Source organism: Streptomyces sp. NPDC101393 (genome assembly GCF_044767385.1).
Lineage (GTDB): Bacteria > Actinomycetota > Actinomycetes > Streptomycetales > Streptomycetaceae > Streptomyces.
The window spans coordinates 54,671-80,362 of the sequence record NZ_JBIWNU010000014.1; the positions used below are offsets into that span (position 1 = coordinate 54,671).

28 protein-coding genes are annotated in these 25,692 nt (G+C 69.8%); 11 read left to right on the plus strand and 17 right to left on the minus strand.

From position 1 onward, the window contains the following. Nucleotides 1-3: 3 nt before the first annotated feature. A complete protein-coding gene (locus ACIRQ7_RS33985) occupies nucleotides 4-561 on the minus strand; it encodes a YbaK/EbsC family protein (protein ID WP_404266406.1) in 558 nt (185 codons plus the stop codon). 97 nt (nucleotides 562-658) lie between these two features. Continuing rightward, nucleotides 659-1,231, minus strand: a complete 573-nt coding sequence (locus ACIRQ7_RS33990; RefSeq protein ID WP_401478039.1) for a helix-turn-helix domain-containing protein — start codon at nucleotides 1,229-1,231, stop codon at nucleotides 659-661. 130 nt (nucleotides 1,232-1,361) lie between these two features. On the opposite strand from ACIRQ7_RS33990, the gene ACIRQ7_RS33995 reads away from it, so the two are divergent. Both ACIRQ7_RS33995 and ACIRQ7_RS34000 read left to right on the plus strand, forming a co-directional pair. Beyond that, nucleotides 1,362-2,231: an EamA family transporter gene (locus tag ACIRQ7_RS33995; protein ID WP_404266407.1), complete on the plus strand. Its 870-nt coding sequence runs from the start codon at nucleotides 1,362-1,364 to the stop codon at nucleotides 2,229-2,231. 133 nt (nucleotides 2,232-2,364) lie between these two features. Beyond that, a complete protein-coding gene (locus tag ACIRQ7_RS34000; protein WP_404266408.1) occupies nucleotides 2,365-2,961 on the plus strand; it encodes a dihydrofolate reductase family protein in 597 nt (198 codons plus the stop codon). 39 nt (nucleotides 2,962-3,000) lie between these two features. Here the strand turns inward: ACIRQ7_RS34000 and ACIRQ7_RS34005 are convergent, their stop codons facing one another. Further along, complete coding sequence (locus ACIRQ7_RS34005) at nucleotides 3,001-3,759, minus strand: acyltransferase (RefSeq protein ID WP_401478031.1); 759 nt, start codon at nucleotides 3,757-3,759, stop codon at nucleotides 3,001-3,003. Between the two features lie 142 nt (nucleotides 3,760-3,901). On the opposite strand from ACIRQ7_RS34005, the gene ACIRQ7_RS34010 reads away from it, so the two are divergent. Then, nucleotides 3,902-4,441: a gamma carbonic anhydrase family protein gene (locus ACIRQ7_RS34010; protein WP_404266409.1), complete on the plus strand. Its 540-nt coding sequence runs from the start codon at nucleotides 3,902-3,904 to the stop codon at nucleotides 4,439-4,441. 90 nt (nucleotides 4,442-4,531) lie between these two features. On the opposite strand, the gene ACIRQ7_RS34015 is transcribed toward ACIRQ7_RS34010, so the two are convergent. From ACIRQ7_RS34015 to ACIRQ7_RS34045, 7 genes are all read right to left on the minus strand, one after another. Next, nucleotides 4,532-5,296 (minus strand): enoyl-CoA hydratase/isomerase family protein, encoded by a 765-nt coding sequence (locus ACIRQ7_RS34015; RefSeq protein ID WP_404266410.1) that lies wholly within the window; start codon nucleotides 5,294-5,296, stop codon nucleotides 4,532-4,534. Nucleotides 5,297-5,350: 54 nt separating this feature from the next. Next, nucleotides 5,351-6,250 carry a cytochrome P450 gene (locus ACIRQ7_RS34020; protein WP_404266411.1) on the minus strand — a complete coding sequence of 300 codons (900 nt, stop codon included), beginning with the start codon at nucleotides 6,248-6,250 and terminating at the stop codon, nucleotides 5,351-5,353. 465 nt (nucleotides 6,251-6,715) lie between these two features. Then, nucleotides 6,716-8,083, minus strand: a complete 1,368-nt coding sequence (locus ACIRQ7_RS34025) for a cytochrome P450 (protein ID WP_404266412.1) — start codon at nucleotides 8,081-8,083, stop codon at nucleotides 6,716-6,718. A 12-nt stretch (nucleotides 8,084-8,095) separates the two neighbouring features. Further along, nucleotides 8,096-8,686: a GTP-binding protein gene (locus ACIRQ7_RS34030; RefSeq protein ID WP_401478018.1), complete on the minus strand. Its 591-nt coding sequence runs from the start codon at nucleotides 8,684-8,686 to the stop codon at nucleotides 8,096-8,098. Beyond that, nucleotides 8,661-9,041, minus strand: coding sequence for a DUF742 domain-containing protein (locus ACIRQ7_RS34035; protein ID WP_401478015.1), 381 nt, complete (start codon nucleotides 9,039-9,041; stop codon nucleotides 8,661-8,663). The genes ACIRQ7_RS34030 and ACIRQ7_RS34035 overlap by 26 nt, the downstream gene beginning before the upstream one ends. Beyond that, a complete protein-coding gene (locus ACIRQ7_RS34040) occupies nucleotides 9,038-9,445 on the minus strand; it encodes a roadblock/LC7 domain-containing protein (protein WP_401478012.1) in 408 nt (135 codons plus the stop codon). The genes ACIRQ7_RS34035 and ACIRQ7_RS34040 overlap by 4 nt, the downstream gene beginning before the upstream one ends. After that, nucleotides 9,442-10,638: an ATP-binding protein gene (locus tag ACIRQ7_RS34045; protein WP_404266456.1), complete on the minus strand. Its 1,197-nt coding sequence runs from the start codon at nucleotides 10,636-10,638 to the stop codon at nucleotides 9,442-9,444. The genes ACIRQ7_RS34040 and ACIRQ7_RS34045 overlap by 4 nt, the downstream gene beginning before the upstream one ends. A 607-nt stretch (nucleotides 10,639-11,245) precedes the next feature. On the opposite strand from ACIRQ7_RS34045, the gene ACIRQ7_RS34050 reads away from it, so the two are divergent. The 4 genes from ACIRQ7_RS34050 to ACIRQ7_RS34065 all read left to right on the plus strand — a co-directional run bounded on the left by ACIRQ7_RS34050 (nucleotide 11,246) and on the right by ACIRQ7_RS34065 (nucleotide 14,733). Continuing rightward, nucleotides 11,246-11,617 (plus strand): hypothetical protein, encoded by a 372-nt coding sequence (locus ACIRQ7_RS34050; RefSeq protein WP_404266413.1) that lies wholly within the window; start codon nucleotides 11,246-11,248, stop codon nucleotides 11,615-11,617. 31 nt (nucleotides 11,618-11,648) lie between these two features. After that, nucleotides 11,649-13,298 (plus strand): ATP-binding protein, encoded by a 1,650-nt coding sequence (locus ACIRQ7_RS34055; protein ID WP_404266414.1) that lies wholly within the window; start codon nucleotides 11,649-11,651, stop codon nucleotides 13,296-13,298. A 254-nt stretch (nucleotides 13,299-13,552) separates the two neighbouring features. After that, on the plus strand, nucleotides 13,553-13,774 hold the full coding sequence (locus ACIRQ7_RS34060; RefSeq protein WP_403669395.1) for a hypothetical protein: 222 nt from the start codon (nucleotides 13,553-13,555) through the stop codon (nucleotides 13,772-13,774). Nucleotides 13,775-14,016: 242 nt separating this feature from the next. Further along, entirely contained in the window at nucleotides 14,017-14,733 is a 717-nt protein-coding gene (locus ACIRQ7_RS34065) for a hypothetical protein (RefSeq protein ID WP_404266415.1), read from the plus strand. A gap of 102 nt (nucleotides 14,734-14,835) precedes the next feature. Here ACIRQ7_RS34065 and ACIRQ7_RS34070 read toward each other — a convergent pair whose 3' ends face one another. Then, a complete protein-coding gene (locus tag ACIRQ7_RS34070; RefSeq protein ID WP_401478000.1) occupies nucleotides 14,836-15,483 on the minus strand; it encodes a DedA family protein in 648 nt (215 codons plus the stop codon). 237 nt (nucleotides 15,484-15,720) lie between these two features. Then, complete coding sequence (locus ACIRQ7_RS34075) at nucleotides 15,721-16,176, minus strand: DUF4442 domain-containing protein (RefSeq protein ID WP_403669401.1); 456 nt, start codon at nucleotides 16,174-16,176, stop codon at nucleotides 15,721-15,723. Between the two features lie 228 nt (nucleotides 16,177-16,404). Between ACIRQ7_RS34075 and ACIRQ7_RS34080 the strand changes: the two genes are divergently transcribed. Next, entirely contained in the window at nucleotides 16,405-17,673 is a 1,269-nt protein-coding gene (locus ACIRQ7_RS34080; RefSeq protein WP_404266416.1) for an MFS transporter, read from the plus strand. On the opposite strand, the gene ACIRQ7_RS34085 is transcribed toward ACIRQ7_RS34080, so the two are convergent. The 3 genes from ACIRQ7_RS34085 to tuf all read right to left on the minus strand — a co-directional run bounded on the left by ACIRQ7_RS34085 (nucleotide 17,660) and on the right by tuf (nucleotide 20,780). Continuing rightward, the gene (locus ACIRQ7_RS34085) at nucleotides 17,660-18,514 is read right to left on the minus strand and encodes a spermidine synthase (RefSeq protein WP_404266417.1); all 855 of its coding nucleotides are present in this window, start codon (nucleotides 18,512-18,514) and stop codon (nucleotides 17,660-17,662) included. The genes ACIRQ7_RS34080 and ACIRQ7_RS34085 overlap by 14 nt on opposite strands. A gap of 30 nt (nucleotides 18,515-18,544) precedes the next feature. Beyond that, nucleotides 18,545-19,429 carry a patatin-like phospholipase family protein gene (locus ACIRQ7_RS34090; RefSeq protein WP_404266418.1) on the minus strand — a complete coding sequence of 295 codons (885 nt, stop codon included), beginning with the start codon at nucleotides 19,427-19,429 and terminating at the stop codon, nucleotides 18,545-18,547. A 178-nt stretch (nucleotides 19,430-19,607) separates the two neighbouring features. Next, nucleotides 19,608-20,780, minus strand: coding sequence for an elongation factor Tu (gene tuf, locus ACIRQ7_RS34095; protein ID WP_401477985.1), 1,173 nt, complete (start codon nucleotides 20,778-20,780; stop codon nucleotides 19,608-19,610). A 430-nt stretch (nucleotides 20,781-21,210) separates the two neighbouring features. Between tuf and ACIRQ7_RS34100 the strand changes: the two genes are divergently transcribed. The 3 genes from ACIRQ7_RS34100 to ACIRQ7_RS34110 all read left to right on the plus strand — a co-directional run bounded on the left by ACIRQ7_RS34100 (nucleotide 21,211) and on the right by ACIRQ7_RS34110 (nucleotide 24,385). Further along, nucleotides 21,211-21,912, plus strand: a complete 702-nt coding sequence (locus ACIRQ7_RS34100; RefSeq protein ID WP_403669408.1) for a TVP38/TMEM64 family protein — start codon at nucleotides 21,211-21,213, stop codon at nucleotides 21,910-21,912. Between the two features lie 217 nt (nucleotides 21,913-22,129). Further along, nucleotides 22,130-23,002: an undecaprenyl-diphosphate phosphatase gene (locus ACIRQ7_RS34105; protein WP_404266419.1), complete on the plus strand. Its 873-nt coding sequence runs from the start codon at nucleotides 22,130-22,132 to the stop codon at nucleotides 23,000-23,002. 213 nt (nucleotides 23,003-23,215) lie between these two features. After that, nucleotides 23,216-24,385, plus strand: coding sequence for a hypothetical protein (locus tag ACIRQ7_RS34110; protein WP_404266420.1), 1,170 nt, complete (start codon nucleotides 23,216-23,218; stop codon nucleotides 24,383-24,385). Nucleotides 24,386-24,447: 62 nt separating this feature from the next. On the opposite strand, the gene ACIRQ7_RS34115 is transcribed toward ACIRQ7_RS34110, so the two are convergent. After that, nucleotides 24,448-24,807: a hypothetical protein gene (locus ACIRQ7_RS34115; protein WP_404266421.1), complete on the minus strand. Its 360-nt coding sequence runs from the start codon at nucleotides 24,805-24,807 to the stop codon at nucleotides 24,448-24,450. Nucleotides 24,808-25,260: 453 nt separating this feature from the next. Further along, nucleotides 25,261-25,674, minus strand: coding sequence for a PPOX class F420-dependent oxidoreductase (locus tag ACIRQ7_RS34120; RefSeq protein WP_404266422.1), 414 nt, complete (start codon nucleotides 25,672-25,674; stop codon nucleotides 25,261-25,263). Nucleotides 25,675-25,692 lie beyond the last annotated feature (18 nt).

Genomic DNA, 25,692 nt, shown 5'->3' on the forward strand with positions numbered 1-25,692 from the left:
CCCTCAGGCAACGCCCAGCCCCTCCAGGACCGTGCCGCCGGGCAGCTCGGCGAGGGCCTTGCCGGGCACGATGAGCTTGCCGCGGCGGCTGCCGCTGCCGATCAGCGCGTACGGGATATCGGCGACGGCGGCGTCCACCAGGATCGGCCAGGCGGCGGGCAGGCCGATCGGGGTGATCCCGCCGTACTCCATTCCGCTGTCGCCGACCGCGGTGTCCATCGGCGCGAACGACGCCTTGCGGGCGCCGAGTTGGCGGCGGACCGCGCCGTTGACGTCGACCCGGGTGTGGGACAGGACCAGGCAGGCGGCCAGAGTGACCTCGCCGGCGCGCTTGCCGGCCACCACGACGCAGTTCGCGGACTGCTCCAGGAGCCAGGCGCCGTAGTGCTCGACGAGACGTCCGGTGTCCGCGATCTCCGGGTCCGTGTCCACGAACCGGATTTCCTCCACCGGCACGCTGCCCCGCCAGTCGCGGAGCGCGGCGGCAACGGGCTCGCTCAGCAGGTCCAGGCAGTCGGTGGCGGGCCGGACATCGTCGAATGCATCCATCGGCACGGGCATGCTCACAAGCTAACAGTCGCCGCAGCTCGCGCGGCCTGCCGTCCCGAGACGTGAACGGCGATTCCGGCCTGCCTCGCGGGCGGACCCGGGCGGCGGTTCAGCGGGCGGGCGGGATGAGCACCGACATGGTCATCTCCACCGGCTCCGCACCGTCGTTGCGGTAGTCGTGCGTGACCTTGGCCTCGAACGTCGCGGAGGCGCCCGCGGCCACCGTGTGCTCCTCGCCGTCCACGACGAGGGTGAGCGTTCCGGTGCGGACATGGATCAGCTCGACGGTCCCGGGGGGATGCGGGTCCGAGCTGCTGGCGTCGCCGGGCATCAGCTTCCAGTCCCACATCTCGAACGGTCCGGGCGCCTCGGCGCCGACGAGCAGCGAGGTGTGACTGCCGGCGTCGGTGGACCACATCCGGACGGCCTGACCCGGTGCCACGATCCGTACCTGCGGGCCCTGTTCGTAGTCGAGCAGTGTGGTGATGCTGACGCCGAGCGCGTCCGCGATCTTGACGGTGGTTCCCACGCTCGGGTTCGTACGGGCCTGCTCGATCTGGATGATCATGCCGCGGCTGACGCCGGCACGGGCCGCCAGCGCGTCGAGGGTGTATCCGCGTTCGGTGCGCCAGCGCTTGAGGTTGCGCGCGAGCGACTGCGTGAGCTGATCGAGGTCCGTCACAGGCCGTCCAAGTCGGGGTCGTCCATCGAGCTGCCATCGGAGGTCAATATATTAAATTCCGTAGTCGCTTTCCTTGTACTACGGTGTCTTGCACTTCCGCGTTCAGCACACTGTACTGCGAGGATTCACCATGACAGCGCTCTTCGCCCTGGCCACCAGCCTGATGTGGGGGCTCGCCGACTTCGGGGGCGGACTCCTCACCCGGCGGCTGAACGCCCTCACCGTGGTCGTCGTCTCGCAGTCCCTGGCCGCGCTCGTCCTCGGCGTCATCGTGGTCGCCACCGGCGGCCTCCAGGAGGCCGGGCCGCAGCTGTGGTTCGCGGTCGCGGCCGGCGTCGTGGGGCCCGCGGCGATGCTGTGCTTCTACCGGGCCCTGGCCCTCGGCCCGATGGGCGTGGTCTCTCCACTCGGCTCGATCGGCACCGTCCTCGTACCGCTCGGCGTGGGAATCGTGGCGGGCGAACGGCCGGGGCTGCTGCAGGCGGCGGGAATGGTCGTGGCCGTGATCGGCGTGCTGCTGGCCGGCGGGCCGCGGATCAGCGGGGCATCGGTGGCGCGCCAGACGATCGTGCTCACGCTGGTGTCGGCGCTCGGGTTCGGCGCGGTGATGGCGCTGATCGCGGAGGCGTCCACGACCGTGACCGGCCTCTTCCTCGCCCTGTTCGTGCAGCGGCTGTGCAACGTCGCCGTCGGCGGCGCCGCCCTGTACGTGACGGTGCGGCGCGGTACCCCGGCACTGCCCGAGGGCGGTTTCGCGGCCCTGCGCGGCTCCCTGCCCGCGCTCGCCTTCATCGGGATCGCGGATGTCGCCGCCAACGGCACCTACGCCGTCGCCGCGCAGAACGGTCCGGTCACCATGGCCGCGGTGCTCGCCTCGCTCTACCCCGTCGTCACCGCCCTCGCCGCGCTCGGCCTGCTCAAGGAACGGATGCGCGCGATCCAGACGGCGGGCGCCTCGCTCGCGCTGGTCGGCACGGTGCTGCTCGCCGCGGGCAGCTGACCCCCGAAGACCGGCCGGAACACGCGACAATGTGCTGTGTGTCACTTTGCGAGGGCGGGCGCGATGATTCCGGGGCGGCACCGCGGTCTCCCTTGCCGCACTCCCCCACCAGACACCATGAGGAGCGAGTCCCATGCGCATCGCGATCAGTGAGTTCATGAGCCTGGACGGCGTCGTGCAGGCTCCGGGCGGACCCGACGAGGACACCGACGGCGGCTTCGCCCACGGCGGCTGGTCCCATCCGTTCTTCGATCCGGAGGTGATGGGCGGCGCGTTCGACGACGCGCTGGCCACGGCCGAGGCGCTGCTGTTCGGGCGGCGCACCTGGCAGACGATGGCCGCGGCGTGGCCCGAGCGCGCGGGCGACCCGTTCGCCGACCGGATGAACGCCCTCCCGAAGTACGTGGTGTCCCGGACACTGGGCCAGGGTGAGCTGACCTGGGCCAACAGCACGCGGATCCCCGGCGAGGAGGCCGTCGCCCGCATCCGCAAGCTGCACGAGACGCCCGGCGGCGACCTGCTGGTCATGGGAAGCCCCACACTCGTCCGCACCCTGCTGCGCGAGGGCATCGTCGACGAACTCCGGCTCATGATCCTGCCGGTGACCCTCGGCGGCGGGAAGACGATCTTCCCCGACGACGGCACGCTGCGCAGCCTGGAGCTGGTCTCCACCGTCACCAGCGGCACGGGCGTGCACGTGTGCACCTACCGGCCGGCCGGCGCGAGGTAGGCCGGGGCGTCGCCTGCCGGGGCTCCCCCGTGCGCCGCCCTACGTCGCGTCCGCCGCCTCGCTCCGCGCCTGCCACTCGGCCACGGCGACCAGTTGCTCCGGGGTGGCGCCTTCCGGAATCGGCACCGGCGCGGGCGTACGCAGCGGTGGCTGCCAGCCCGCCTCCGGGTCCCAGCTGCGAACGATCCGGGCCGGGGCGCCGGCGACGACCGCGTGGTCGGGCACCTCACCGCGGACGACCGCGCCGGCCGCCACGACCACGTTCCTGCCCAGCCGCGCGCCGGGCAGGATGACCGCGCCCGTACCGATCCAGCTGCCGGAGCCGATGGAAACCGGTTCGGTACGCGGCCACTGCTTGCCGACCGGCACGTCGGGGTCGTCGTAACTGTGGTTGGTGGTCGTGACGTAGACCCCGGGACCGAAGAAACAGTCGTCACCGATCGTCAGCGGGACATCCGCGATCACATGGCTGCCGCGGCCGAGCACGACGCCGTTGCCCAGCGTCAGGATCGGCTCCTGGCCGAGGTCGAGGTCGGGCATCATGCCCGCCGTCAACGTCACGTCCTGGGCGATGATGCAGTGGTCGCCGATCTCGATCCACGGGTCGCCGAAGACCGTGCCCTGCGGAAACGCGAGTCGCGCGCCGACGCCGATACCGCGGAAGCGGTAGGGGCCGGGGCGTTCGGCCGTGACGGCCGCGGCCTGCCTCACCCAGCGCGCGCCGCGATGGACGGCACGCGACACGGTCCGGCGCCGCCAGGCCACGAAGGACGAGAACACGTTCTGCTTTATCGGCACGGAGACACCGTACTCAGCGCGCCGGACCACCCGCCGCGCGCTGCGCTGTGATCTTCACCCCACCGGCCGCTGCCACCACCGAACGCCGGCCCCGTCCTCTACGGTGCTCAAGGCGCGGCGTAGCACTGGCAAGGAGGCCGGAATGACAGGACGGGCACTGATCTCAGCGGTGGGCGGCAAGGAGCCGGATCTCGATCCGGCAGCCTTCACCGTGCCGACGTCCGTCGTCCTCGGCGACGTCACCATGGCCGCGGGGGCGAGCGTCTGGTACCACACGGTGCTGCGCGCCGACTGCGGTCCGATCGTCCTCGGCGCCGACAGCAATATCCAGGACAACTGCACCGTGCATGTCGACCCGGGCTTCCCGGTGACCGTGGGCGAGCGGGTCTCGGTCGGGCACAACGCCGTCCTGCACGGCTGCACCGTCGAGGACGATGTGCTGATCGGCATGGGCGCCACGGTCCTGAACGGCGCCCACATCGGCGCGGGCTCCCTGGTCGCCGCACAGGCGCTGGTCCCCCAGGGGATGCAGGTGCCGCCCGGCTCACTCGTGGCGGGGGTACCCGCGAAGGTCAAGCGAGAGCTGACCGACGAGGAGCGGGAGGTCATCAAGCTGAACGCCACGATGTACGTCGAGTTGGCGGCACAGCACCGGGACGCGGTGACGGACGGGGAGAGCTGAGCCAGAGGCGTTGCCGCCGGTCCGTCACATGACGGACCGGCACGAACGCGGGCCGGGTACGACGCCCTCCGTGCGCCCGGCCCCGGCCGCTCAGACGCGCCGGTCGGACGCCGCGGCGGCCAGCACCGACGTCATGAGTTCCGCGTCGAAGAGGGTGGCGTCCGCCAGGCGGTTGGCCCCCGCATACGCGTTCATCATCACCTTGGCGGTCCGCAGGGCAACGGGGGACCTGCGAAGCAGGGGCTTCGTCCACTGCCTGATGGCGTCGTCCAACTCCTCCTCGGCAACCACCTTGTGAAGGATGGACAACTCGGCAGCCTTCGCCGCGTCGAAGCTCGCACCGGTCAGGATCAACTCACGGATCCGGGCGGCTCCGGTCTCGTTCAGCAGCCGCGGCAGTGCGCCGCCCCAGGCGGGCGGCATCCCGAGGGCCAGTTCGGGCATGCGGAAACGGCAGTTGTCGGCCCCCGCTCGCAGATCGCAGAACAACGCGAGCGCCATTCCCGCCCCGATCACCCCGCCCTGGAGGCGGGCGACCGTCACCGCATTCGCCGTGGCCAGTGCATCGCAGACCCGGCGCGCCTTGTTGGCGAGCACCCGAAGCTCCGCACCACCGGGGTCGGCTGCGAGGAGTTCACCGAACTCCCTGCGGTCGCCGCCCAGGCAGAAGTCCGGTCCCGCACCGGAGAGGATCAGCACACGGACGCCGGTCTCGTCCTGCAGGGTGCCCAGTACGGCCAGGAGCTCGTCGAGTATCAGGCCGGAAACGGCATTGCCGGTCTCCGGGCTGTTCAACTCGACTCTCAGCACCGGGCCCTCGGGTATGACGCGAAGTGCCTTGAAGTCTTCCACCACGGTGTTCCCTGCTTCTCGATTCTCGTTACCGGTTCTCCCCCGAAGGTGACCACGTCAGGACGTGGCCACGCGCAGCTCCATGATGCGGCGGAAGCCCACCCGCGGCGCCCAGACCGGAGCCGCGCTGACGCGCAGACCGGGAAGACCGGGAAGGCGTCCGAGCAGGCCGCTCAACAGCGTGGTTGCCTCCAGACGCGCGAGCGGCGCGCCCAGGCAGTAGTGGATTCCGCCGCTGAAGCTGAGGTGGGCGGCCTTGCGGTGGATGTCGAAGCGCCCGGGGTCGATGTGGTGCGCCGGGTCGTGATTGGCTGCGCCGACCATGAGGTGCACCATGCTCCCCTTCTCGATGCGCACTCCCGCGAACAGGGTGTCCTCGGCGGCCACCCGGCTGATCACATGGTTCGGGGAGTCGAAGCGCAGCACTTCCTCGACCGCGTCCGGCACGTGGTCCGGATGCGCGCGCAGCCACGCCAGCTGACGCGGGTGCTCCAGCAGCAGCCAGACCATGGTGGACAGCAGGGTCGCGGTGGTCTCCGGGGCGGCCAGGAAGACGAGGAGCGCGAGGAGGTAAACGGCTTCGTCGGCGGCTTCGCGATCGGATTCGAGGTCGTCCCAGGTACGGAGCCATGCCGATATGGGGTCGTCCCCAGGTGCCCGGCGGCGGTCCTGCACCAGTGCGGTGAAGTAATTCCGCAGCTGGTCGGTCGCGGCATCCGACCGGGCGAGTTGGCTCGCCGAGGGCAGCAATTCCTGGGTGAATACCTGCTCATGAGCCAATTCGCGCAGCATGGGGTAATCGGCGGGCGGAATGTGCAGCCATTCACCGATCGAACTCATGGGCAGCTCTTCGCTGACCATGGAACTGAAATCGACATCACCAAGCCGCAATGCGCCGGCGAGTCGATCGAGAAGGCTTTCCACCCGGCCCTCGATCGCTCCCTTGATGACCGCCACGGATTTGCGGTCAAACATATTCCCCAACGACCGCCGCACCCGGGTGTGCTGCGGTCCGTTGAGTGCAGGAAGAGTTCTGCTCATTTCACGCGACGAACGCGCGCTCCAACGCGCCCCCGCACCTTGGCGAGCCCGCCAGTCGCTGTCGGGTACCTGCCACGCTCGATCTCTTAGCACCTGGTCACAGAGGCCGAACGAGGTGATCAGGTACCCGCCCCACGGAGCCGGAACGACATCTCCCATGGACCTCAACTCCGTGTACAGCGGTAGCGGATTCGCCTGCCCGCTCGCCGTACGCAGGCGGGAGAAGAGCGAAACCACGGAACGCCGGTCGACGGACGGGGAGGCCAGGGCGGGCTCCACAGCGACTCCTTCTTCAGACGGTCATAGTGATAGCGACACCCCTGTCTACCCTTGTAATCGAGCACCCATACAGCGTAAGGAAGTTCGGTATTGTCGTGAACATCACACCTTCCACCAGGTCAGGAATCCGCTCCACCAACTACTCTTGCGCGACCTTCCCTGAGCTTCCTCGACCGGTGCATTTCCGGTGCTTTGCCCAGGCGTGGAATAGGGAATGGATGACCGACTCTCGGTGCGTACCGGGGTGAAGCGGGCGGGGAGCGCATTGAGCGCCCGGTGGAACGGGCCCGGCCGCCAGGTGAGGCTCTCGTCGGGCACACCCACCTCGATGTCCGGCAGGGTGTTCAGCAGCTTCTCGATGGCCTGGACGGAGATCAGCAGAGCGGGGTCCTTCGCCGGGCAGGCGTGCGGGCCGGCTCCCCACGCGAGGTGCGCCCGCTTGCTGAGCGTCTGCCGGCCCACGGACAGGTTCGGATCGGTGTTGGCCGCCGCGAAGCTGATGAGCAGCGGGTCCCCGGCCCCGAGCTTGCTGCCGGAGAGCTCCACGTCCTGCAGGGGGTAGTGCACGGCGTAGTTGGCTATCGGCGGGCTGTTCCACAGCACGTCGTTGATGGCGTCGTCGACCAGCAGGCCCGCCGAGTGCTGGCCGCCCGCATACTTCTCGTCGGACAGCAGCAGCCGCAGGGCGCTGGAGATGATGTTCTGCATCGGCTCCGCGCCCGCTCCGATGAGCAGCACCAGCTGATGGATCATCTCCTCGTCGGTGAGCTGCGACGGGTGCGCCATCAGCCACGAGGTGACGTCCTCGCCGGGCTGGACACGCTTGAGTGCGACCAGCTCGAACAGCGACTCCGTCAGGACCTCGTTCGCCTTCTCCGCGTCGACGCCGTCGAAGATGCCGGAGAACCCGTAGACCAGCCGGTCCCCGATCTCGGCCGGGCAGCCGAAGAGGTCGTTGAAGACCAGCAGGGGCAGCCACTGGGCGTAGTCGGTGACCAGGTCGGCCTTGCCCCTGTTGCTGAACTGCTCGATGAGGTACGCCGCTACCCGGTCGACATGCCGGCCCATCCGGTGCATGTCCACCCGGGCAAGGCTGTCCGTCACCGCCTGACGCAGCCTCAAGTGCACGGCTCCGTCGGAGAACATGGTGTTCGGCCGGTACATCAACATGGGCAGCACCGGGCTGTCCAAGGGGACCTCCCCCGCGTTGAGCGCGCGCCAGCGGCGCGGGTCCCGCGCGAAGGTATCCGGATTCTGCAGGACTTGGAGCGCCGCTGCGTAGTCGGTGACCAGTGCGGCCTCCACGCCGGGAGCGAGCTCGACCGGAGCGGCGGGGCCGTACTTCCGTAGCTGTTCATAAAACGCACCGGGAGCGGCGGCGAATTCGGGGCCGTACAGAGGCACGCTCCGGCCGCCGGCGTGGGCGGGGCACCCGGGTGGCGGATCCTGGAATTCCGGAGAGGATTGCATATGCCTGAACTCCTAGTTGAGGCGGGACTGTAGATAACGGACGAGTGTGATCAGCGAATCCGCCGATGACCTTTCGTCACGTGCGTCACAGGTGACAACAGGTGTCTCGGGAAGCAGGTCGAGTGCCTCCCGAATCTCTTCGAGAGAGTGGGTCGGCGTCCCGTCGAACTGGTTCACGGCGATGGCGTACGGGATGCCGTAGTGCTCGACCAGGTCCATCACGGGGAAGGACTCCTCAAGGCGCTCGGGATCGACGAGCACCAGCGCACCGAGCGCTCCCCGGGTCATGTCCTCCCACACCTGAACGAAGCGCTGCTGGCCGGGCGTTCCGAACAAGTACAGGACCAGCTTCTCGCTGAGCGTGAGACGGCCGAAGTCCATGGCGACCGTCGTCGTGGTCTTGCCCGGGGCACCTTTCGGGTCGTCAATTCCCGCGCCCGCCTGCGTCATGACCTCTTCGGTACGCAGCGGGGGAATCTCGGACATGGTCCCGATGAAGGTGGTTTTCCCGACGGCAAAATGGCCGACCACGAGGATCTTCGCAGCGGTCTGCACTGAATTGCGCAGGTAGACGCCGTCATCCAAAGCGAGCCTGGAGCCCATTCAGCACCTCCTCAAGGATTTGCCTGTCGACGCGCTGGGCGGTCGGTATCGGTGCACGAGAGTAGAGATGGCCTTCCTCCGAGAGGTCGGACACCAAAATTTTGACGACGCCTACCGGCAGTCGTGTGTGTCCGGCGATTTCGGCGACCGAAAGGAAACCTCCCGCGCACAACTCCAGCACTTGGAGCTTTTCGGGATCGAGAGGCTTTGTGCGGGGCGGATTCTCGTTCACTGTGACCAGTGTGATCAGTGTAAAATCACTGTCGTCGAGAAGTTCACGACCGTTGGTGATGACATACGGTCGCACTAATTCCGCAGCTTCGGGTTCCAGTTCCGACTCGTCCGGGGTTGTCATGGTTGGATATCTGCCCTCTCACGCGGAGGGCTGGTCAGCGCTTTACCGAGCTGACCGACGAGCTGTTGCATACGGAAGGTAATCTCGGCCATATCAACGTCGGGCGTTGCCGAGACAGCCAGATAGGCACCCTCACCGGCCGAGATCAGAAAGACCCAGCCGTGATCGAACTCCACCAGCGTTTGCCGCCACTGCGGTCGCCTGTTAGGTCCGCCGCAGAAGTCGGCGACCGTGCGACTCAGCGACTGCATACCGCTCATTGCGGCAGCAACGGTGTCGGCGTGGTCCCTGCCGACATCCTTCGAACGAGCCATGAGCAGGCCGTCGGCGGAAACGAGGATGGCGTGTTGTGCTTCGGGCACTTCCAGAGCACTGTCAAGCATCCACGACAGATCGTAGTTCACTGAGCTTCATGCCCTTCACTGCTTGCATTGGTGGAACGACGGCCCGATTGCGTACCGCGCTGGAATGCACCCATGACAGAAGCGGCTCGTGCACTGTCGCGGGTTTCCGGGCCGTCCGGGTTCTCCTTGGTCTCCCCCGTCGCCGCCGTCTCCCCGTCCTGCTCGCCGGCCGGAACAATCGATATGGCTCCGCGGCGGCGGCGCTTCGGCAGTCCGCCCGCGGTCGTCGAAGGAGCCGCCGCCGGCGGCGGCGGAGTCGGAACGGCCGCAGGGTTCTCCTCGGCCGGCATCGGGCTGGAAGCGGCCACAGCAGGACTCTCCTCGGGCTCGATCACGGACGTGAGCAGGTCGTCTGGGATCAGGACGACCGCACGCACGCCGCCATAGGGAGAGGTGGAATCAACGGAGACGCTGAAGCCGTAGCGGGCGGCGAGCACACCGATGACGGTGAATCCGAACTGCGGCGGATTCCCGAGGCTGGAGACGCCGTGCGAGTGGTCGCTGGACAACAGCGCACCGGCCCGCGTCTTCTCCTCCTCGTTCATACCGACACCGGCGTCGTCCACGACGATGCAGACGCCCTTGGGAACGGGGCGAATGTTGATCTCGATCATCGTTTCCGGAGCCGAGTAACTCGTGGCGTTGTCGAGAAGTTCGGCGAGCGTGAGCGCAACCGGTTCGACGGCACGGTTCACGATGGCGTAGTTACTCTGCGAGCGGATCTCGACGCGCGTGAAGTGGCGGATGCGCCCCTTTGCACTGCGAACGACGTCGTAGATCGACGCTGCGGTACGCCGGCGACCGAGCCAACCATCACAGAGCACGGCAATGGACTGGGCCCGCCTCGCGAACTGCGAGTTCATGTGGTCGATGCCGAGGAGATCCTGGAGAATCTGGCGCTCGCCGTAATTCTCCTGCATTTTTGAAATCGCCAGCTGCTGCTCACTCGCAAGACCCTGAAGCGTCCGCATGGCAGCCTTCAGCGTATTCTTCGTGGCTTCTTCGGCCCGTTCCTTGGCCTCTTCCACGGCGTCTGCGTAGTGATTTTCCAGGTTGGCGTAGTGCTGCTTCAGGCCTTCCTTTTCTCTCCGTAGCTCCGTGATCTTCTTCCGGCCGCGAATAATCGCGGTGGCGGCGACAGGGGTACCAGCGATCAAACCCCAGAGCGCTGGATCCTGGAAGTATTGCGTCATAAGACTCTCTTCGGACGACGAAGCCACCGAGTGCTGCACGGCGGGCGCGGGCACGGCGTGATGCTCACGAATCCGGCCGTACAGGAACAGCCGCGCACAGTCGCCTGCCAGACAGCCGTAAAAGGCCCGGCCAATGGCATAGTTCTCCCCGGGTGGCGGTTTTCCTGGACCAATGCGCGGAATTTCCCTTATGCCATAGCAGCTTATTAGACTGCTTGGCAAGTGTGATGATCTTAGCATCACGATGACGGCCGCCGTCCATCTCCATACGGCCTCGATACGACGGCTGACGGAGATTCAACAATGGTTCCCTTGTGGGCCATTGGGTGTTCCTGTCCGTTCTCTTGCCAACCGCGTCAGCCCCTTCCCGGCCTCCCCCGACCGCCTCCCGGCACCTTGGCGAACGCAACGCACAGGAGGGCGGAGGGGAATGGGCGGCGCCCCGCCGCGCCCCCTCGCCAGGCCGTGTGGACCGGGCGCGTCAAGCACATCGGCCTGGTTTCGCCCGATCGGGAAGGCCCTCAGCCGTTTACCGGTCGTCCGGTTCTGGCATCGTTGATGCCCATACGGAAGGGCGCGGGCGCCGTGCCGTGGACGGGGATGACCGATGAGCGCGTGGGCCGAGGACTCGCCGCCGCCCGCCGTGGTGGGACGGGCCGCGGAACATGAGCGGGTCTCCGGCCTTCTGGACAGCGCGCGGCTGGTGACGCTCACCGGGGCCGCAGGCGTGGGCAAGAGCGTGCTGGCCCGCGCCGTCCTGGACGAGCGCACCGCCCGCCACGACGGCACGGTCATCCGGGTCGGCTGCTGGGACGGCATCGCCGAGGGGGGGCCTGACCGACGCACTGGTCCGGGCGGCCGGTCTGCCGGACACGGCACGCGTCATCGCCCGGCGTACGGCACACCCCTGCGCGACGGAGCCCGTCCCCGGCCAGGCGGCCGCCACCACCGGCGCGTTCGCACCGCGGACCGCCGATGAGGCAACCGTCGCCGCGCTTGCCGCGCACTGCGTGGAGCGCGGCGCGACGCTGCTGCTCGACGACTGCGATCCGGTGCTGGAGGAGTGCGCGCGCCTGGTGCGGCGGCTGTTGGAGGCGGAGCCGGACCTGCGGATCGTGGTGACGACCCGCCGTCGTCTCGGGCTGGTCACCGAGCAGGTCGTCCCCGTCGAGCCGCTCCCCGTGACGCTGGGCGAGGGGATCGCGGGCCCGGCCGTCGAGCTGCTCGCCGCCCGGACGGGGCCCGCGGCGCCCGAACTCCTCGTCGCCGTCTGCGAGTCCCTGGAGGGTTCACCGCTGGCGATCGAGCTGGCGGCCCAGCAGCTGGACCGGATGTCGCTGCCGCAGCTCGCCGCGCAGGTGGGCGCGGACGGCCCGCTCTTCTACTCGGGGCCGGCCCCGACCGTGCGGCACACCTCGCTCTACGCGGCGCACGCTGCGGGTTACGCGCTCTGCTCCCCCACCGACCGGCGGGTGTGGGCGCGGCTTTCGGTGCTGCCCGGGGATTTCGACCCCTGGCTCGCGGGGTGCGTATGTACGAGCAGTGACGTTCCTGCAGCCGAGGTCCAGGCCTCGCTGGAACGCCTGCGGCTGGCCTCCGTCCTGGAGAGCGTACGGGAGCGGGGTGCCGAGGCACCGGACACCGGAGCCGCGCTCCCGCCGCGGTACCGACTGCCCGGCGGCGCCCGGGAATTCGGGCGTACGCAGCTGCGCGAGGCGGGTGAGGAGGCCGCGGCGCTGCGCCGGTTCCGCCAGGCCTGTGCGGCGCTCGCCGCGGAGGCGCAGGTCGCCTGGCAGGGGCCGAACCAACAGCTCGCCGTCCGCCTCGTCGAGGACGAACAGCACCATCTCGACGCGGCGCTGACCCGTCCGCCCCAGGACGCCGAGGATGCGCTGAGCGCCCTGGAGATCGCGGTGTCCCTGTGGTTCCGGTGGGCGGCCTGCGGCTTCCGCCGCGAGGGCCGTGCCCATCTCGGCCGGCTGCTGCTGCTCTCCCGGGAGGACACCGCGCTACGGGCCCGCGCGCTGTGGCTCGTCGGATGGCTGGCCGCGCAGGAGCATGCGCTCGATACGGCGGAAGAGCTGCTGGACCAGGCGTGGACGGCGGCCGTGATACACGCGGACTCCGACGGGCTGGCCCGTATCGCGCATGTCCACGGGGTGCTGGCCCTCTACCGCGAGGACGTCAGCACGGCCGTGGAGTGCCTGGAGGAGGCGGCCCGGCACCGTTCCACGGATCCGTGGTTCGGGCCGGGGCCCGCCCACAGCGGGGCGATGCTCGCGGTGGCCCTGTCGTCGCTCGACGCCGAACGGGCGAAGGCCGCGGGCCGCCGCGCCTGGGAGGCCCGGCACTCCGACGGCGACTTCTGGCTGTACTCCACCGTCCTGTATGCCCAGGCCCTCACGGAGCGTGCTCACGGACAGCCGGCGGCCGCGCTGCGCGCCTGCCGAAAAGCCCTGGCGGCGAAGAAGCTCATCGGCGACCCCCTGTTCATCGCCGGCGCCCGGAACATACTGGCCGGTCTGCGGCGCGGGGCACGGGACCGGGCGGGTGAGGGACCGGACGGACAAGGCGGGCGGGCTGTCGACGAGGAGGTCCGGTGGTGGCGGCGCGGCGCCCGGGGCGCACCGTTCTTCACGCGGGTTCGTACCGGGTCCTGATCTGCGCCCGGCGTCCGTCCTGGACGCCGTCGGCCCCGTCGGGCAGCGGGGCCCGCACGGATCCCGCCACGCCCCGGCCCCGGCCTCGGCACCGGCACCGGCACCGGCACCGGCACCGGAGGCGACCGCGAGCCGATGGACGCCTCGATGCCCGGCTGCCCGGCTACCCAGCTACCCAGCTACCCAGCTACCCAGCGTGACATCGAAACGGCTTTCGGTGTGCGGAACCGCCGGGTCGGTCGCATGCTGGGAGGATGAACCGCGCACCCGTGATCGTGCATCCGCCCTGCACCGGCGGCCGTCGCGTCACGCTCCGCGGACAGGACCTCGGTCGCGCACTGCGCAAGGGTGATGTGGCCGCCTTCCTGCGCCGGGCCGGTTTCCCCAGCGCTTTCCCCACCGCCGAATTCGTCTGGGACGACGCCGCGCTCTTCGAGTGGCGCGACGGCGGCCCCGACATCTGGTCGGCGCCCTGACCGCGCGTTCCGCCCTGTCGCGTCTCGCCCCACCGCATTGGCCCTTCTGCTCAGCCTGTCGCCGTGCGAACGCTTCGCTCCATTCGATCGAAACAATCAACTTCGTTGAACTGCTTGAGCGTTCGACCTTCCATGGGTACAAACCGTTCAGGAACCTGATCGACCCGCGGCCCGCAGGGCTGCGCTCGGCAGGGCTGCGGTCGACCGGGTTTCTCCGGCACTCCCGACCGAAGGGAACGGCAATGCACAAGCGCGCGGGCGTCATCGGCGCCCTCCCCGTCATCGGCTCGGCGCTCACGCTCGTACTGGCCTCACCCGCCAGTGCCTCGGTCATCTGGAACGGCGACGCCGCCGGCGGTACCGCGGTCTTCTCCTCGCTCCTGTGTGACGCACCGGGAAGCGTCACCGCACAGGACAACCACGACGGACGGGGCATGGTCTTCAAGTTCAACAAGCCGCTGGGGCTCAAGCGTTGCGAAGCGCACGGCCTGTCCGTCGGCGGTTCCCGCTACACCTTCCGCAACGATCACACCTACTACCTCGGCTGGGACACCTCCACCAACACGGCGGACGCCGCGACGATCTTCCAGTGGAAGTCGTACGGCACCGGCGACCAGCAGCAGCAGAACTACCCGGTGCTGATGAAGGTCGAGGGCGGAGAGCTCAAGCTCTTCCACATCGAGGCCGGGGAGGAGTGGCACCTGAAGTGGAGCACTCCCGTGACGACCGGCACGTACAAGCGCATCGTTCTCGGGATCCACACCTCGGACGACGCGGGCACCGGCTGGGTCGAGGCGTACTACAACGGGGCCAAGGTGGCGTCATTCGCCGGTCGTACCTGGGACGACCTGGGCAATGACACGCGCTGGGGCACCTACGGGACCGAGGTCACGGACAAGCGCGTCATCAACTGGATCGACGGCCTCAAGGTCGGCACGAGCTATGCGGATGCCGCCTGAGTGCGGCTGCGAACGCCGCCGGCCCGGCAGCGGGTGCTGCCGGGCCGGTGACTGTGCCGCGCTCCGCTGGTCGGGCGGGGCGGCGGCAGCGTACGAGCGGTGTCAGTCGACCGCCGCCGGGACCGGGGCCTCCGCCTCACGGGCGGCCGCCGCCTTCTGCGCACGCCGCTTCATGACGAGGAACGAGCCGACGCCGAAGAGCAGGGCGGCGACGAGCCCCAGCCAGGAGAAGCGCTTGAGCCACGGCTCGGCGACGATGCCGACGCTGTAGATGAGGGCGGTGGTACCACCGGCCCAGACGATGCCGCCGAGCACGTTGGCGATCAGGAACTTCCAGTACGGCATCTTCAGCACGCCCGCGAGCGGACCCGCGAAGATGCGCAGCAGGGCGACGAAGCGGCCGAAGAACACCGCCCACATCCCCCACTTGTCGAACTTCGCCTCGGCCATGGCGACATGGTCGGGGCCGAAGTGCTTGGGGAACTTCCGGCCGGCCCAATTGAGCAGTGGCTGGCCCCCCTTGCGCCCGATCAGATACCCGATGGAGTCACCGATGATCGCGCCGCCTGACGCGAAGGCACCCAGCGCGTAGGGATTGATGTGATCTTGGGTCGCGGCCAGAATCGCCGCGCTGACGAGGACGATCTCGCCCGGCAGGGGAATGCCCAGGCTCTCCACTCCGATGACTACCCCCACCAGGAGGTAGACGCTCACGGCCGGTACCGTCTCGAGCCACTCCTGGATGTGCAACGCCGCTTCCTCCGCATGATGTAAGGCCCCCGTGGGCCGCTGCCCAGGCATCCGTGACGCCGGTGCCGGTCATTCCCTGGCGCGCCGCCACAGCGCGCCAGGGAAGCGTACTCGATCGGCTCGGGACGAAGAGGGCTCAGCTACGCGGTCGGCGACAGGACGGATCCGGACGCCCCGCGGCGGAAGAGGTGACGGTCCCGCTCGCCCGATGCGGGCCGCGGGTGCGCTCGGGTCAGCTCACTTGTGGGGGCGCAGGGTCCACACGATGGTCATCTCACCGGTGACGGCGCCGTCCTCACGGGTGATCTCGACCTGTACGGGGAATTCGGGCCGCTGCCCGGCGTCGAGGTCAGCAACCACATCGGCGACCGGACGGCCCAGCTGCGCGGTCGCGGTCACCGGTCCCATCGCGAGCTTGGTGTAGCCGATCTCGGCGCGTACGGCCAACGGCACCGCGCGGCTCAGCTGATCGCCGAACGCCGTCATCACGATGGCGCCGCTCGCGGACTCGGCGAGGGTGAACATCGCCCCGGCGTGCGGACCGCCGACGTGGTTGTGGAAGTCGGTCTGGTCGGGCATCCGGACCACGGCACGCTCGGCGGTGGTCTCGGTGAACTCGAGGTTGAGGGTGCGGACCATCGGCACGGATGCCGTCATCATGTCGCCGATAGACGGCAGGGTCTCAGAGGCCATGGCGTTACGTTACCAACGAGTAGCTTGCCTTGGGAAGCGTGGCCCGGAGCCGGTACGGCGGGCCCCGCGCAGGCGCCGTGTTCCTCCCGTGCGGCCCCGCATATCGTTGACCCCCATGTGGCGAGGACAGCAGCAGACCGTGCACGGGCGGACCCCGCACCCGGCACACCGCACCCCGGGAGAGTCCCCCGGTCCCCGCTCAGAGGCAGCCGCCCTGCCGGTGCGGTCTTGGTGACCGCCCGGCGGCCCGCCTGGGCGGGACGCAACTTCACCCTGCTCACCGGCGCCACGGTGATCGCGAACCTCGGCAGCTCCGGCGCGCTGATCGCGTCCGCCTTCGCCGTGCTCGGGGCAGGCGGCTCCGCCACGGACGTGGGACTCGTCGCCACCGCGCGCACCGTTCCGCTCCTCCTCTTCCTCCTGATCGGCGGCGCGCTGGCCGACCGCCTCCCCCGGCACCACGTCATGGTCGCGGCCAACGCCCTCAGCTGCGTCTCCCAGGGTCTGTTCGCCCTGCTCGTGCTGACCGGTGACCCGCAGTTGTGGCAGATGGCGCTGCTGGCCGCGCTCGGCGGCACCGGGCTGGCCTTCTTCGCTCCCGCCTCCGAAGGCATGGTGCTGGCCACCGTCTCCGGTGAGCAGGCGGGACGTGCCTTCGCCGTCTTCCGGATGGGCATGAACGGCGCGAACATCGGTGGTGCGGCGCTCGGCGGCGCGATGGTCGCCGCCGTCGGTCCCGGCTGGGTGCTGGCGATCGACTCGGCCGCCTTCGCCCTCGCCGGGGCGCTGCGCGCTTTCCTCGACGTCAGCAAGGTCCCGGAACGCGCCGCCGGGCGGGGGTTGCGCCACGATCTGCGCGACGGGTGGCACGAGGTCGTCTCCCGGCCCTGGCTATGGGCCGTGGTGGTGCAGTTCGCCGTCGTCAACGCGGTGGTCGCGGCCGCCGAGGCGGTCTACGGACCGCTGGTCGCCGAGGAGCATCTGGGCGGCCCCGGGCCGTGGGGCCTGGCGCTCGCCGCCTTCGGCGTGGGGACCGTGGTCGGCGCGCTGCTGATGACCCGCTTCAAGCCGCGCCGGATGCTGCTCGCCGGCGTGCTCTGCGTCTTCCCGCTCGCCCTTCCGTCGGCCGCGCTGGCCGTGCCGCTGTCGGCGGCCTGGCTGACCCTCGTCATGTTCGTCACGGGCATCACCATCGAGGTCTTCGCGGTGAACTGGATGACGGCCCTGCACCAGGAGATCCCCGAGGAGAAGTTCTCCCGGGTCTCCTCCTACGACTGGCTGGGCTCGATCGCCGTCGTCCCGCTCGCCACCGCACTCGCCGGCCCCGTGCAGGACCTGATCGGCCGGACCGCCGCCCTCTGGGGCTGCTCCGCGCTGATCGCGCTGCTGACGGCCGGGGTGCTGGGCATCCGCGGGGTACGGCAGCTGACCCGGCGTACGACGGAGCCGGCGGCCGGTGGCGCCGGTGTCGAGGCCGACGCGGTCAGCCGATGCTGAAGGCCCCGTCCGGCGGGACCGGGGAGGCCACCGCCTCCGTGTCCCGTACGGGAGCGGCGCCCGCGATCAGCCGGCGCAGCGCGGCGCCGTGCTCGACCCGCGCCGGGAACACGTCGCCGGCGGCCCGCCGGGCGAGCGCGGCGACCGGGAGCTGCTGGCAGGAGGCGATCAGCACGGCGTTGCCGAAACGCCGGCCGCGCAGCACGGACGGCTCGGCGATCAGTGCCAGGTGGTCGAAGACGGTGGCGAAATTGGCGAGTTGGCCGCGCAGAAAGCCGAAGGGCGCACTGTCGGCGAGGTTCGCGGCGTAGAGCCCGTGCGGCCGCAGCACCCGGGCAGCGGCCTGCGCGTACTCGACCGAGGTGAGATGTGCGGGCACCCGCGAGCCGCCGAAGACGTCCGCCACGATCACATCGGCGCCGTTCTCCGGCGCCGCTTCCAGGGCCGCGCGGGCGTCCTGTGCGCGCAGCCCGATACCGGAGCCGGCCGGCAGCGGGAGGTGTTCCTCCACCAGGGAGAGCAGCCCGCGATCGGCGTCGACGACGTCCTGCCGGGACTGCGGGCGGGTGGCGGCCAGATAGCGCGGCAGGGTCAGCGCCCCGCCGCCGAGGTGGAGGACGTCCAGCGGCTCACCGGGGGCGGCGGCCTCGTCCAGGACGTGGGCGAGCCTGCGCACGTACTCGAATTCCAGGTGGGTGGGCGCGTCGAGGTCGACATACGACTGCGGTGCGCCGTCGACCGTCAGCAGCCAGGAGCGGGGGCGGTCGACATCCGGCATCAGCTTGGCGGTGCCGCAGTCCACGGTCCGGGTGACGGGTATCGGGTCAGGTGCGTCGTCCACCGTCCCATTGTGCCGGTGCGCCGCCGGTGGTCAGGGCCGGTCCGACCAGACCCGGCGGATCTCCTCGGCGTGGACGGCGGACTGCCGGCGTCCGGCGCGGGCCGCGTCCGCGCGCTTGGCAGGGTCCAGGACATTGCGGCCGAACGCCGCTCTGGCCTCGCGGTCGGGGGTCACCACACACACCCGGGCGCCCTGGCGGGCCAGCGCCTCGCCCTGGGAGCGCGGGCCGGCGATGGGGCCGCCGCTGACGGCCATCGGCGCGATGACCACCACCCGGCCGTACCCGGCGGCCAGATCGGCGTTGGCGGTGGAGTGCACTCCGCCGTCGATCCACCGCTGGCCGTCCAGGGTGACGGGCGGGAAGACGCCGGGGACGGCACAGCTCGCGGTCACCGCGTCGACGAGTGACACACCGCTGGTGGCGTCGAAGGTGTGCCGCTCCCCCGTCGCCGCGTCCACCGCCGTGATCACCAGCGGCCGCGCGGGCCAGTCGGCGGACTCCAGGGTGCGGGCGATCGCCGCGCGCTGCTCCGCCTCCGGGACGGTACGGGCGGACAGCGCGAGGCGGCCCATCCGCAACCCGAAGGACGCCGTGCTCCGCGAACGCACCGCGATGGTCACGAACCGTGCCATCGCGACCGCCCCCATCCGGGCGCCCGGGCGCCGTTCGGGCGCCGCGAGCTGGCGCGTGTAGAGCTCGTCCGGTGTGGACGACCGTGCGGCGAGGTGGGCGCCGACGATCGATCCGGCGGAGGTCCCGATGACGAGATCGGCGCCGGCGAGTTCGACTCCCGCCTCGGCGAGGCCGGCGAGCATGCCGATCTCCCATCCGATGCCGGTGAGCCCGCCACCGCCCAGGACCAGTGCCGTGCCGTTGCCCACGCCCGGCTCCGTGCCCGGTTCCGTGCCCGCCATGTGACGCCCCTTCCTCCCCGGACGAGCAGTCTCGCATCCGGCCAGGTGGCGGTGAGGGGCGACCAGCTCACCCGTCGGGCCCCGGGCGCCGCACCGTCCACGACTGCGCCCCGCGCCCGGGAAAGGGCGCGGGGCGCATGCGGTGTGACGGTGCCGGTGGCCTACGGGCAGCCCCGCCTCACTCCTCGACGGTGCGCACGGTGCCCGCGCCGACGGTCCGGCCGCCCTCGCGGATGGCGAAGCCGAGGCCGGTCTCCAGCGGTACGTCCCGGCCGAGTTCGACGGACACGGTCACCGTCTCGCCGGGGCGGGCGACGGCGCGCTCGCCGAGGTCGAGGTCGCCGACCACGTCCGCGGTGCGGATGTAGAACTGCGGCCGGTAGCCGCTGGACAGCGGTGTGCGGCGGCCGCCCTCCTCGGTGGACAGCACGTACACCTCGGCGGTGAACCGGCGCCGCGGTGTGACGCTGCCCGGAGCCGCGACCACATGGCCCCGGCGCACCTGGTCGCGGTGCAGGCCGCGCAACAGCAGCGCGACGTTGTCGCCGGCCTCGGCGGACTCCATCGGCTTCCCGAATGTCTCCAGCCCGGTGACCGTCGTCTCCGTCTCCGCGCCCAGTACCGCGACCCGGTCACCGACCCGCACCGTGCCGCGCTCGACAGCGCCGGTGACGACGGTGCCGCGCCCGGTGATGGTGAGGACGTTCTCCACCGGCAGCAGGAACGGCGCGTCGACATACCGCTCCGGCATCGGGACGTAGGTGTCCACGGCGTCCAGCAGCGCGTCGATCGCCTCCGTCCAGCGCGGGTCACCCTCCAGCGCCCGCAGCCCGGAGACCCGCACGACGGGTACGTGCTCCCCGTCGTAGCCGTGCCCGCCCAGCAGTTCGCGCACTTCGAGCTCGACCAGGTCGGTGAGTTCCGGGTCGCCGGCGTCGGCCTTGTTGAGGGCGACGACGATGTGGCGTACGCCGACCTGCTTGGCGAGCAGCACATGCTCGGCGGTCTGCGGCATGATCCCGTCGAGCGCCGAGACGACGAGGATCGCGCCGTCCAGCTGCGCCGCGCCGGTCACCATGTTCTTGATGAAGTCGGCGTGGCCGGGCATGTCCACATGGGCGTAGTGCCGGGTGCCGGTCTCGTACTCGACGTGCGAGATGTTGATGGTGATGCCGCGGGCGGCCTCCTCCGGGGCCCGGTCGATTCGGTCGAACGGGATGAAGGTGCCGCTCCCCCGGTCGCTGAGGACCTTGGTGATGGCGGCGGTGAGCGTGGTCTTGCCGTGGTCGACGTGACCCATGGTGCCGATGTTCAGGTGCGGCTTGGTGCGCACGTATGCCGTCTTGGGCATGGTGTTCTTCCTCGCAACAATGCGGTGAGGACGGCGACTTGGCGCCGTGGGGACCCCCGGTCCGACCGACCCTCCCCCTGTGGGGTCCGCCGGACGATCCGGAGAGGGTCAGCTTCGTGCGCCGTCTGCTGCGGCGATCACCGCGAGGAAGTCGACGGCAGCCTTCGACGCGTCCGCGGCTGCGGACGGGAGCGAGGTGAAGGCGTGCCGGAACATGCGTCTCATGGTGCCGGGCAGCGCCTCGGTCGTCGACCGATTTAATCCACCGCCGGACCGACGGACGGGAGGACCGACGGACCGACGGACCGACGGCTCCTCCGACAACGGACCGACGGACATCCCCCACCGATGGACCGGCCGCGGACAGAACGCGGCCGCACACCCGGCACGGTGACACTCCCTTGACAGCCGTGTCGGCTACGCTCCCGGGATGCTCGAAACCGCCGCATCGCCCGACGGCCTCGCCGCGCGCTGCACGCGTGTGCTCTTCTCCCCGTGGTCCCGGCTGGCCCTGCTGCTGGTGCTGCTGGCCTGCGCCGCCGCCGCGATGCTGCTGTGGCAGCCGCAGCGCCTCCTTGCCGGCGGCTGGCCGCCGCAGTACTCCGGCCCCACGGCCATGGTGGTCTTCGCCCTCGCGTACGGCGTGTGCACCACCGCCTTCGTACCGCGGCCGATCCTCAACCTCGCGGCCGGCGCGCTCTTCGGCAGTCAGGCCGGCCTCGTCTCCGCCCTCGCCGGTACGGTCCTGGGCGCCGGGCTGGCCTTCGGGCTCGGCCGACTGCTCGGCCAGGACGCGCTGCGGCCGTTGCTGCGCGCCCGTTGGCTGACGGCCGCGGACCGGCAGTTGAGCGAGCACGGCTTCCGCTCGATGCTGGCGATCCGGCTCTTTCCCGGCCTGCCGTTCTGCGCCACGAACTACTGCGCCGCCATCTCGCGCATGGGCTGGTTCCCCTATCTCCTCGCGACGGCGCTGGGCAGCGTGCCCAACACCGCGGCGTACGCCGTCGCGGGCGCGCAGGCCGCGACCCCCACCTCGCCGGCGTTCCTGATCTCCATGGGCTTCATCGCGGTCAGCGGTCTGGGCGCGCTGATCGTGGCATGGTGCAAACGTAAGTCCCTGCGCGGAAAGTGACTCCGGCGCCCTCCCCGGCCCGTGCGCGGGCGGGCGCGGCCCGCCATCCCCCTCCGCGCCGCGCACGCACCGTCCAAGGCCTGGTGGCCCCGCGGACATCTTCGGGCGCTACGCTGCCCCCCGTCGGCGGCGATCTGTTCCGCATCCGCCGCCGCAGTCCGCTTTCTCCCCGCCCGCGCCGGTAAGCGCTTGATCACCCTTGGATAGCGTAGTTTCCATGACTTGGTTTGAATCGTTCGTTCTCGGACTCGTCCAAGGGTTGACCGAGTTTCTGCCCATCTCCTCCAGCGCGCACCTCCGACTGACCGCGGCGTTCGCAGGTTGGCACGACCCCGGCGCGGCGTTCACAGCCATCACGCAGATCGGCACCGAAGCGGCCGTCATCATCTACTTCCGCAAGGACATCGCGCGGATCGTCTCGACGTGGGCACGCTCCCTCTTCCGCCGTGAGCTGCGGCACGACCATGACGCCCAGATGGGCTGGCTGGTGATCGTCGGCTCGATCCCGATCGGCGTGCTGGGCATCACCCTCAAGGACGCCATCGAGGGCCCGTTCCGCGATCTGCGGCTGATCGCCACCACCCTCATCGTGATGGGCGTGGTCCTCGGTATCGCCGACCGGCTGGCCGCCCGCGACGAGGCCGGCGGCCGGCACCGCGCCGTCAAGCAGCGCAAGACGCTGGAGGAGCTGAACGTCAAGGACGGCCTGCTGTACGGCATCTGCCAGGCCATGGCGCTGATCCCGGGCGTCTCGCGCTCCGGCGCCACCATCAGCGGTGGCCTGCTGATGGGCTACACCCGCGAATCGGCGGCCCGCTACTCCTTCCTGCTCGCCATCCCGGCCGTACTGGCCTCCGGCGCATACGAACTCAAGGACGCCGGCGAGGGTCACGTCGCCTGGGCCCCCACGATCTTCGCCACGATCATCGCCTTCGTGGTCGGCTACGCCGTGATCGCCTGGTTCATGAAATTCATCTCGCACCGCAGCTTCATGCCGTTCGTCATCTACCGCATCCTGCTGGGCATCGCCCTGTTCGCCCTGATCGCGGCGGGAACGCTGGCTCCGCACGCGGGCGAGTCGGCGGGCTGAGGGGCGGAGTCGGCGGCCTCCCCGGAAGCGGCCGAGCGGGCTTGGCCGACGGTCTGAGCACCTTGGGCCCGCACCCGTCGCGAGTGGAGGATCCGCACCCGACGTACGTCGTGAGAGTGCGGATGCAGGGGCGTCGGTGACGTGTCACGCTTGGCATAGCGCCTGGTCCTGGCACCCGTTGTCTGAAGCGAAGCGACGAAACGGAGTACGGCCATGGACGAGATTCTGGTCAGTACGACCACCAGCGGGGCCCAGTTCCAGCCGTCCGTCGACTCGGTGCAGGGTGCGCAGTACGTGGCCATGTGGGCGGACGGGAGTGACGCCGGCATCACAGGCCAGAACCTGGGCAGGACCGGGACCAAGTTCGGTGAAGAGTTCCACGTCAGCACGCCGACGCCGCCCGGCGGCAACATGACGCGGCAGTGGCCGACAGTGGAATCCTCGGGGTTCTCCTCCTTCGCGGTGTGGAGGGAAGAGGCCGTCAATCCCCCGCCCGTCCCGCAGCTGAAACTGCGGCGATTCGTCGACGGGCAACCGTCGGGGCCCGAAGTTCAGGTCAACGGCACCAGCATCGACCCGGCGACCCGGCCGTCCGTCACCAACATGATCGACGGTGGCTGTCTCGTGACCTGGGCGGGCTCACGCGCGGACCAGCGGATCCGTGCCCAGCGTTTCCAGTCCGAGGGCACCAAGGCGGGCCCGGAATTCACGGTCAACACGACCGAGGGGTTCCATGAGAACCCGGCCGTGACGGTTCTGGCGGACGGGAATTACGTCATCGCCTGGACGACCGACCCCTCATCGATCGGCGGAGGCCGGCTCACCTTCAGGGTCTTCGACTTCGAAGGAGCCCCGCAGAGCAGCGAGATCCAGCCCAACGCTTCGGGATTCAACGGGGACAACGCCATCACGCTGCTCGACAACGGACAGTTCGTCGTCGCGCACATCGACGGCATCGGGCCCAGCGACCTCGGGGTAGCGCAGACCACCGTGGAAGCCGGCATCTACGATCCGAACGGAAACGGCGACGAGGTCACCAGCGTGACCGCAGGCCAGCCGCGGGACTTCAACCGTTCCGGTCCGGCCCTCGCACCTCTGCCGGGTGGCCGCTTCCTGCTCGCCTGGGTGGAGCAGAGCGCGGCCACCTTCGACACCGTCCCCACCGTCATGGCGAAGATGTGTTCCGCCACCGAACTCTCTCTCAGCGGCAAGGTGCAGGTCAGTACGGCGGCGAACGGCAATCGCTTCCAGGTCTGCGCCGCGTCGGCCTTCGGGGGCGAAGCGGAATCCGTCTTCATCGCGTGGGCCGACGACGACGGAACGTCGGATCTCGCCGTACGAGGACGGGCCTTCACCGTCACGTCCTCGGGAGCGTTGGTGTAGGCAGGGCGGCCCGTAGGGAATGCGGCGTCATGGAGAGTGTGCCGTCGGGGCCCCGCGGGTCATCAGTGGGCGAAGGGCGGTGTGAAGCAACCTGACTCCAGGTACGGCCCGTTGACCTGCACCTGGTAGTTGGTCTTTTGCACGAATGCGGTGACGCAGGCGTCCTGGTGGACGTGCAGCCCGATCTGGGCGCCTTCGGGTGTGACCGAGTGGCCGGACTCGTCACGGGGATCCATGCCACGTACGTCGAGGTTCCCGCCGAGTTGCTCGCCATGGGGGCCGGTTCGTTCCTTGTAGCCGAGCGCGAGCATCTCCGAGCGCACGGTCCCGGGGTCCCACTTCCCCTGTTTCCAGAGCCGTTTGAGGACGGGTTCGATGCGCTTCGCTTCCCGCTGTGCGTCCTTCTCGCTGGTGGGGGACATGTCTCGGGGTTGGCGGCCGGCGTTGTTCTCGTTGTGGTGCGGGGCTCCGTCGTTGGCTCCGGGTTCCACGTAGGGGGAGGCGCCGGAAACGGAGGAGCTGGGGCTGGGGCTGGGGTTGGGGGATGTATTGGGGGCGCTCGCCGCGACGCGCTGCGGGCCGCAGGCAGTCAGGGATAACGCGGCGCTCAGGAGCAGGGCGGCGGCGAGGTGTCTTCGTCGTTGATGCGGGGATATGAGCATGTGCTCACTCTGCCATGACGGGCAGTGGGGGTAGCGGTGGTTGCGGGACGCCGCGGTGATGACGTCGCCCGCGCGGGGAGAGCCGGCGTGGTAGCTCCCACGTCGCCTTGGTGGTAGGCGACTTCGGCTGCGGTGCGCGGGGCCGGTCATCTCACGGTCGCGGCGAGTGGGGGATTTCGCGAAGCCGGATGCGCCGGGCATCGCCTCCTCGGCTCACAGGAGACGGGACGCGATCTTCCTCGGGGTGAGGTGGACGGTGACCAGCTCCGGGAGGGCGGCCTGGGCCTCCGGACGGTGCGCGGCAAAGGTCTTGTCGGTGTATTTGAGGGCCAGTTGGTCCATCCGCTCGCGGCTGCCCGCACTCTCGAACCGTGCGATCCCGCTGATCACCGCGTATCCGTAGGGCTCGTCCGGAGGGTTGACCGGCACACTCAGCCGCGGATCGCGTCGCAGATTGCGCACCTTGAGCTTGTCGACACCGGTCACGAAGAACAGATCGTCACCGTCGCGGCCCACCCACACCACCGACTGGTGCGGGCTCCCGTCGGGCTGCAGGGTCGCGACGGTGACGAAGACCCTCGAATCCACGACGTTCTTCAACTTCTCGGACATGCGGATCGGGCGCACACAGGACTCCCGGCAGGA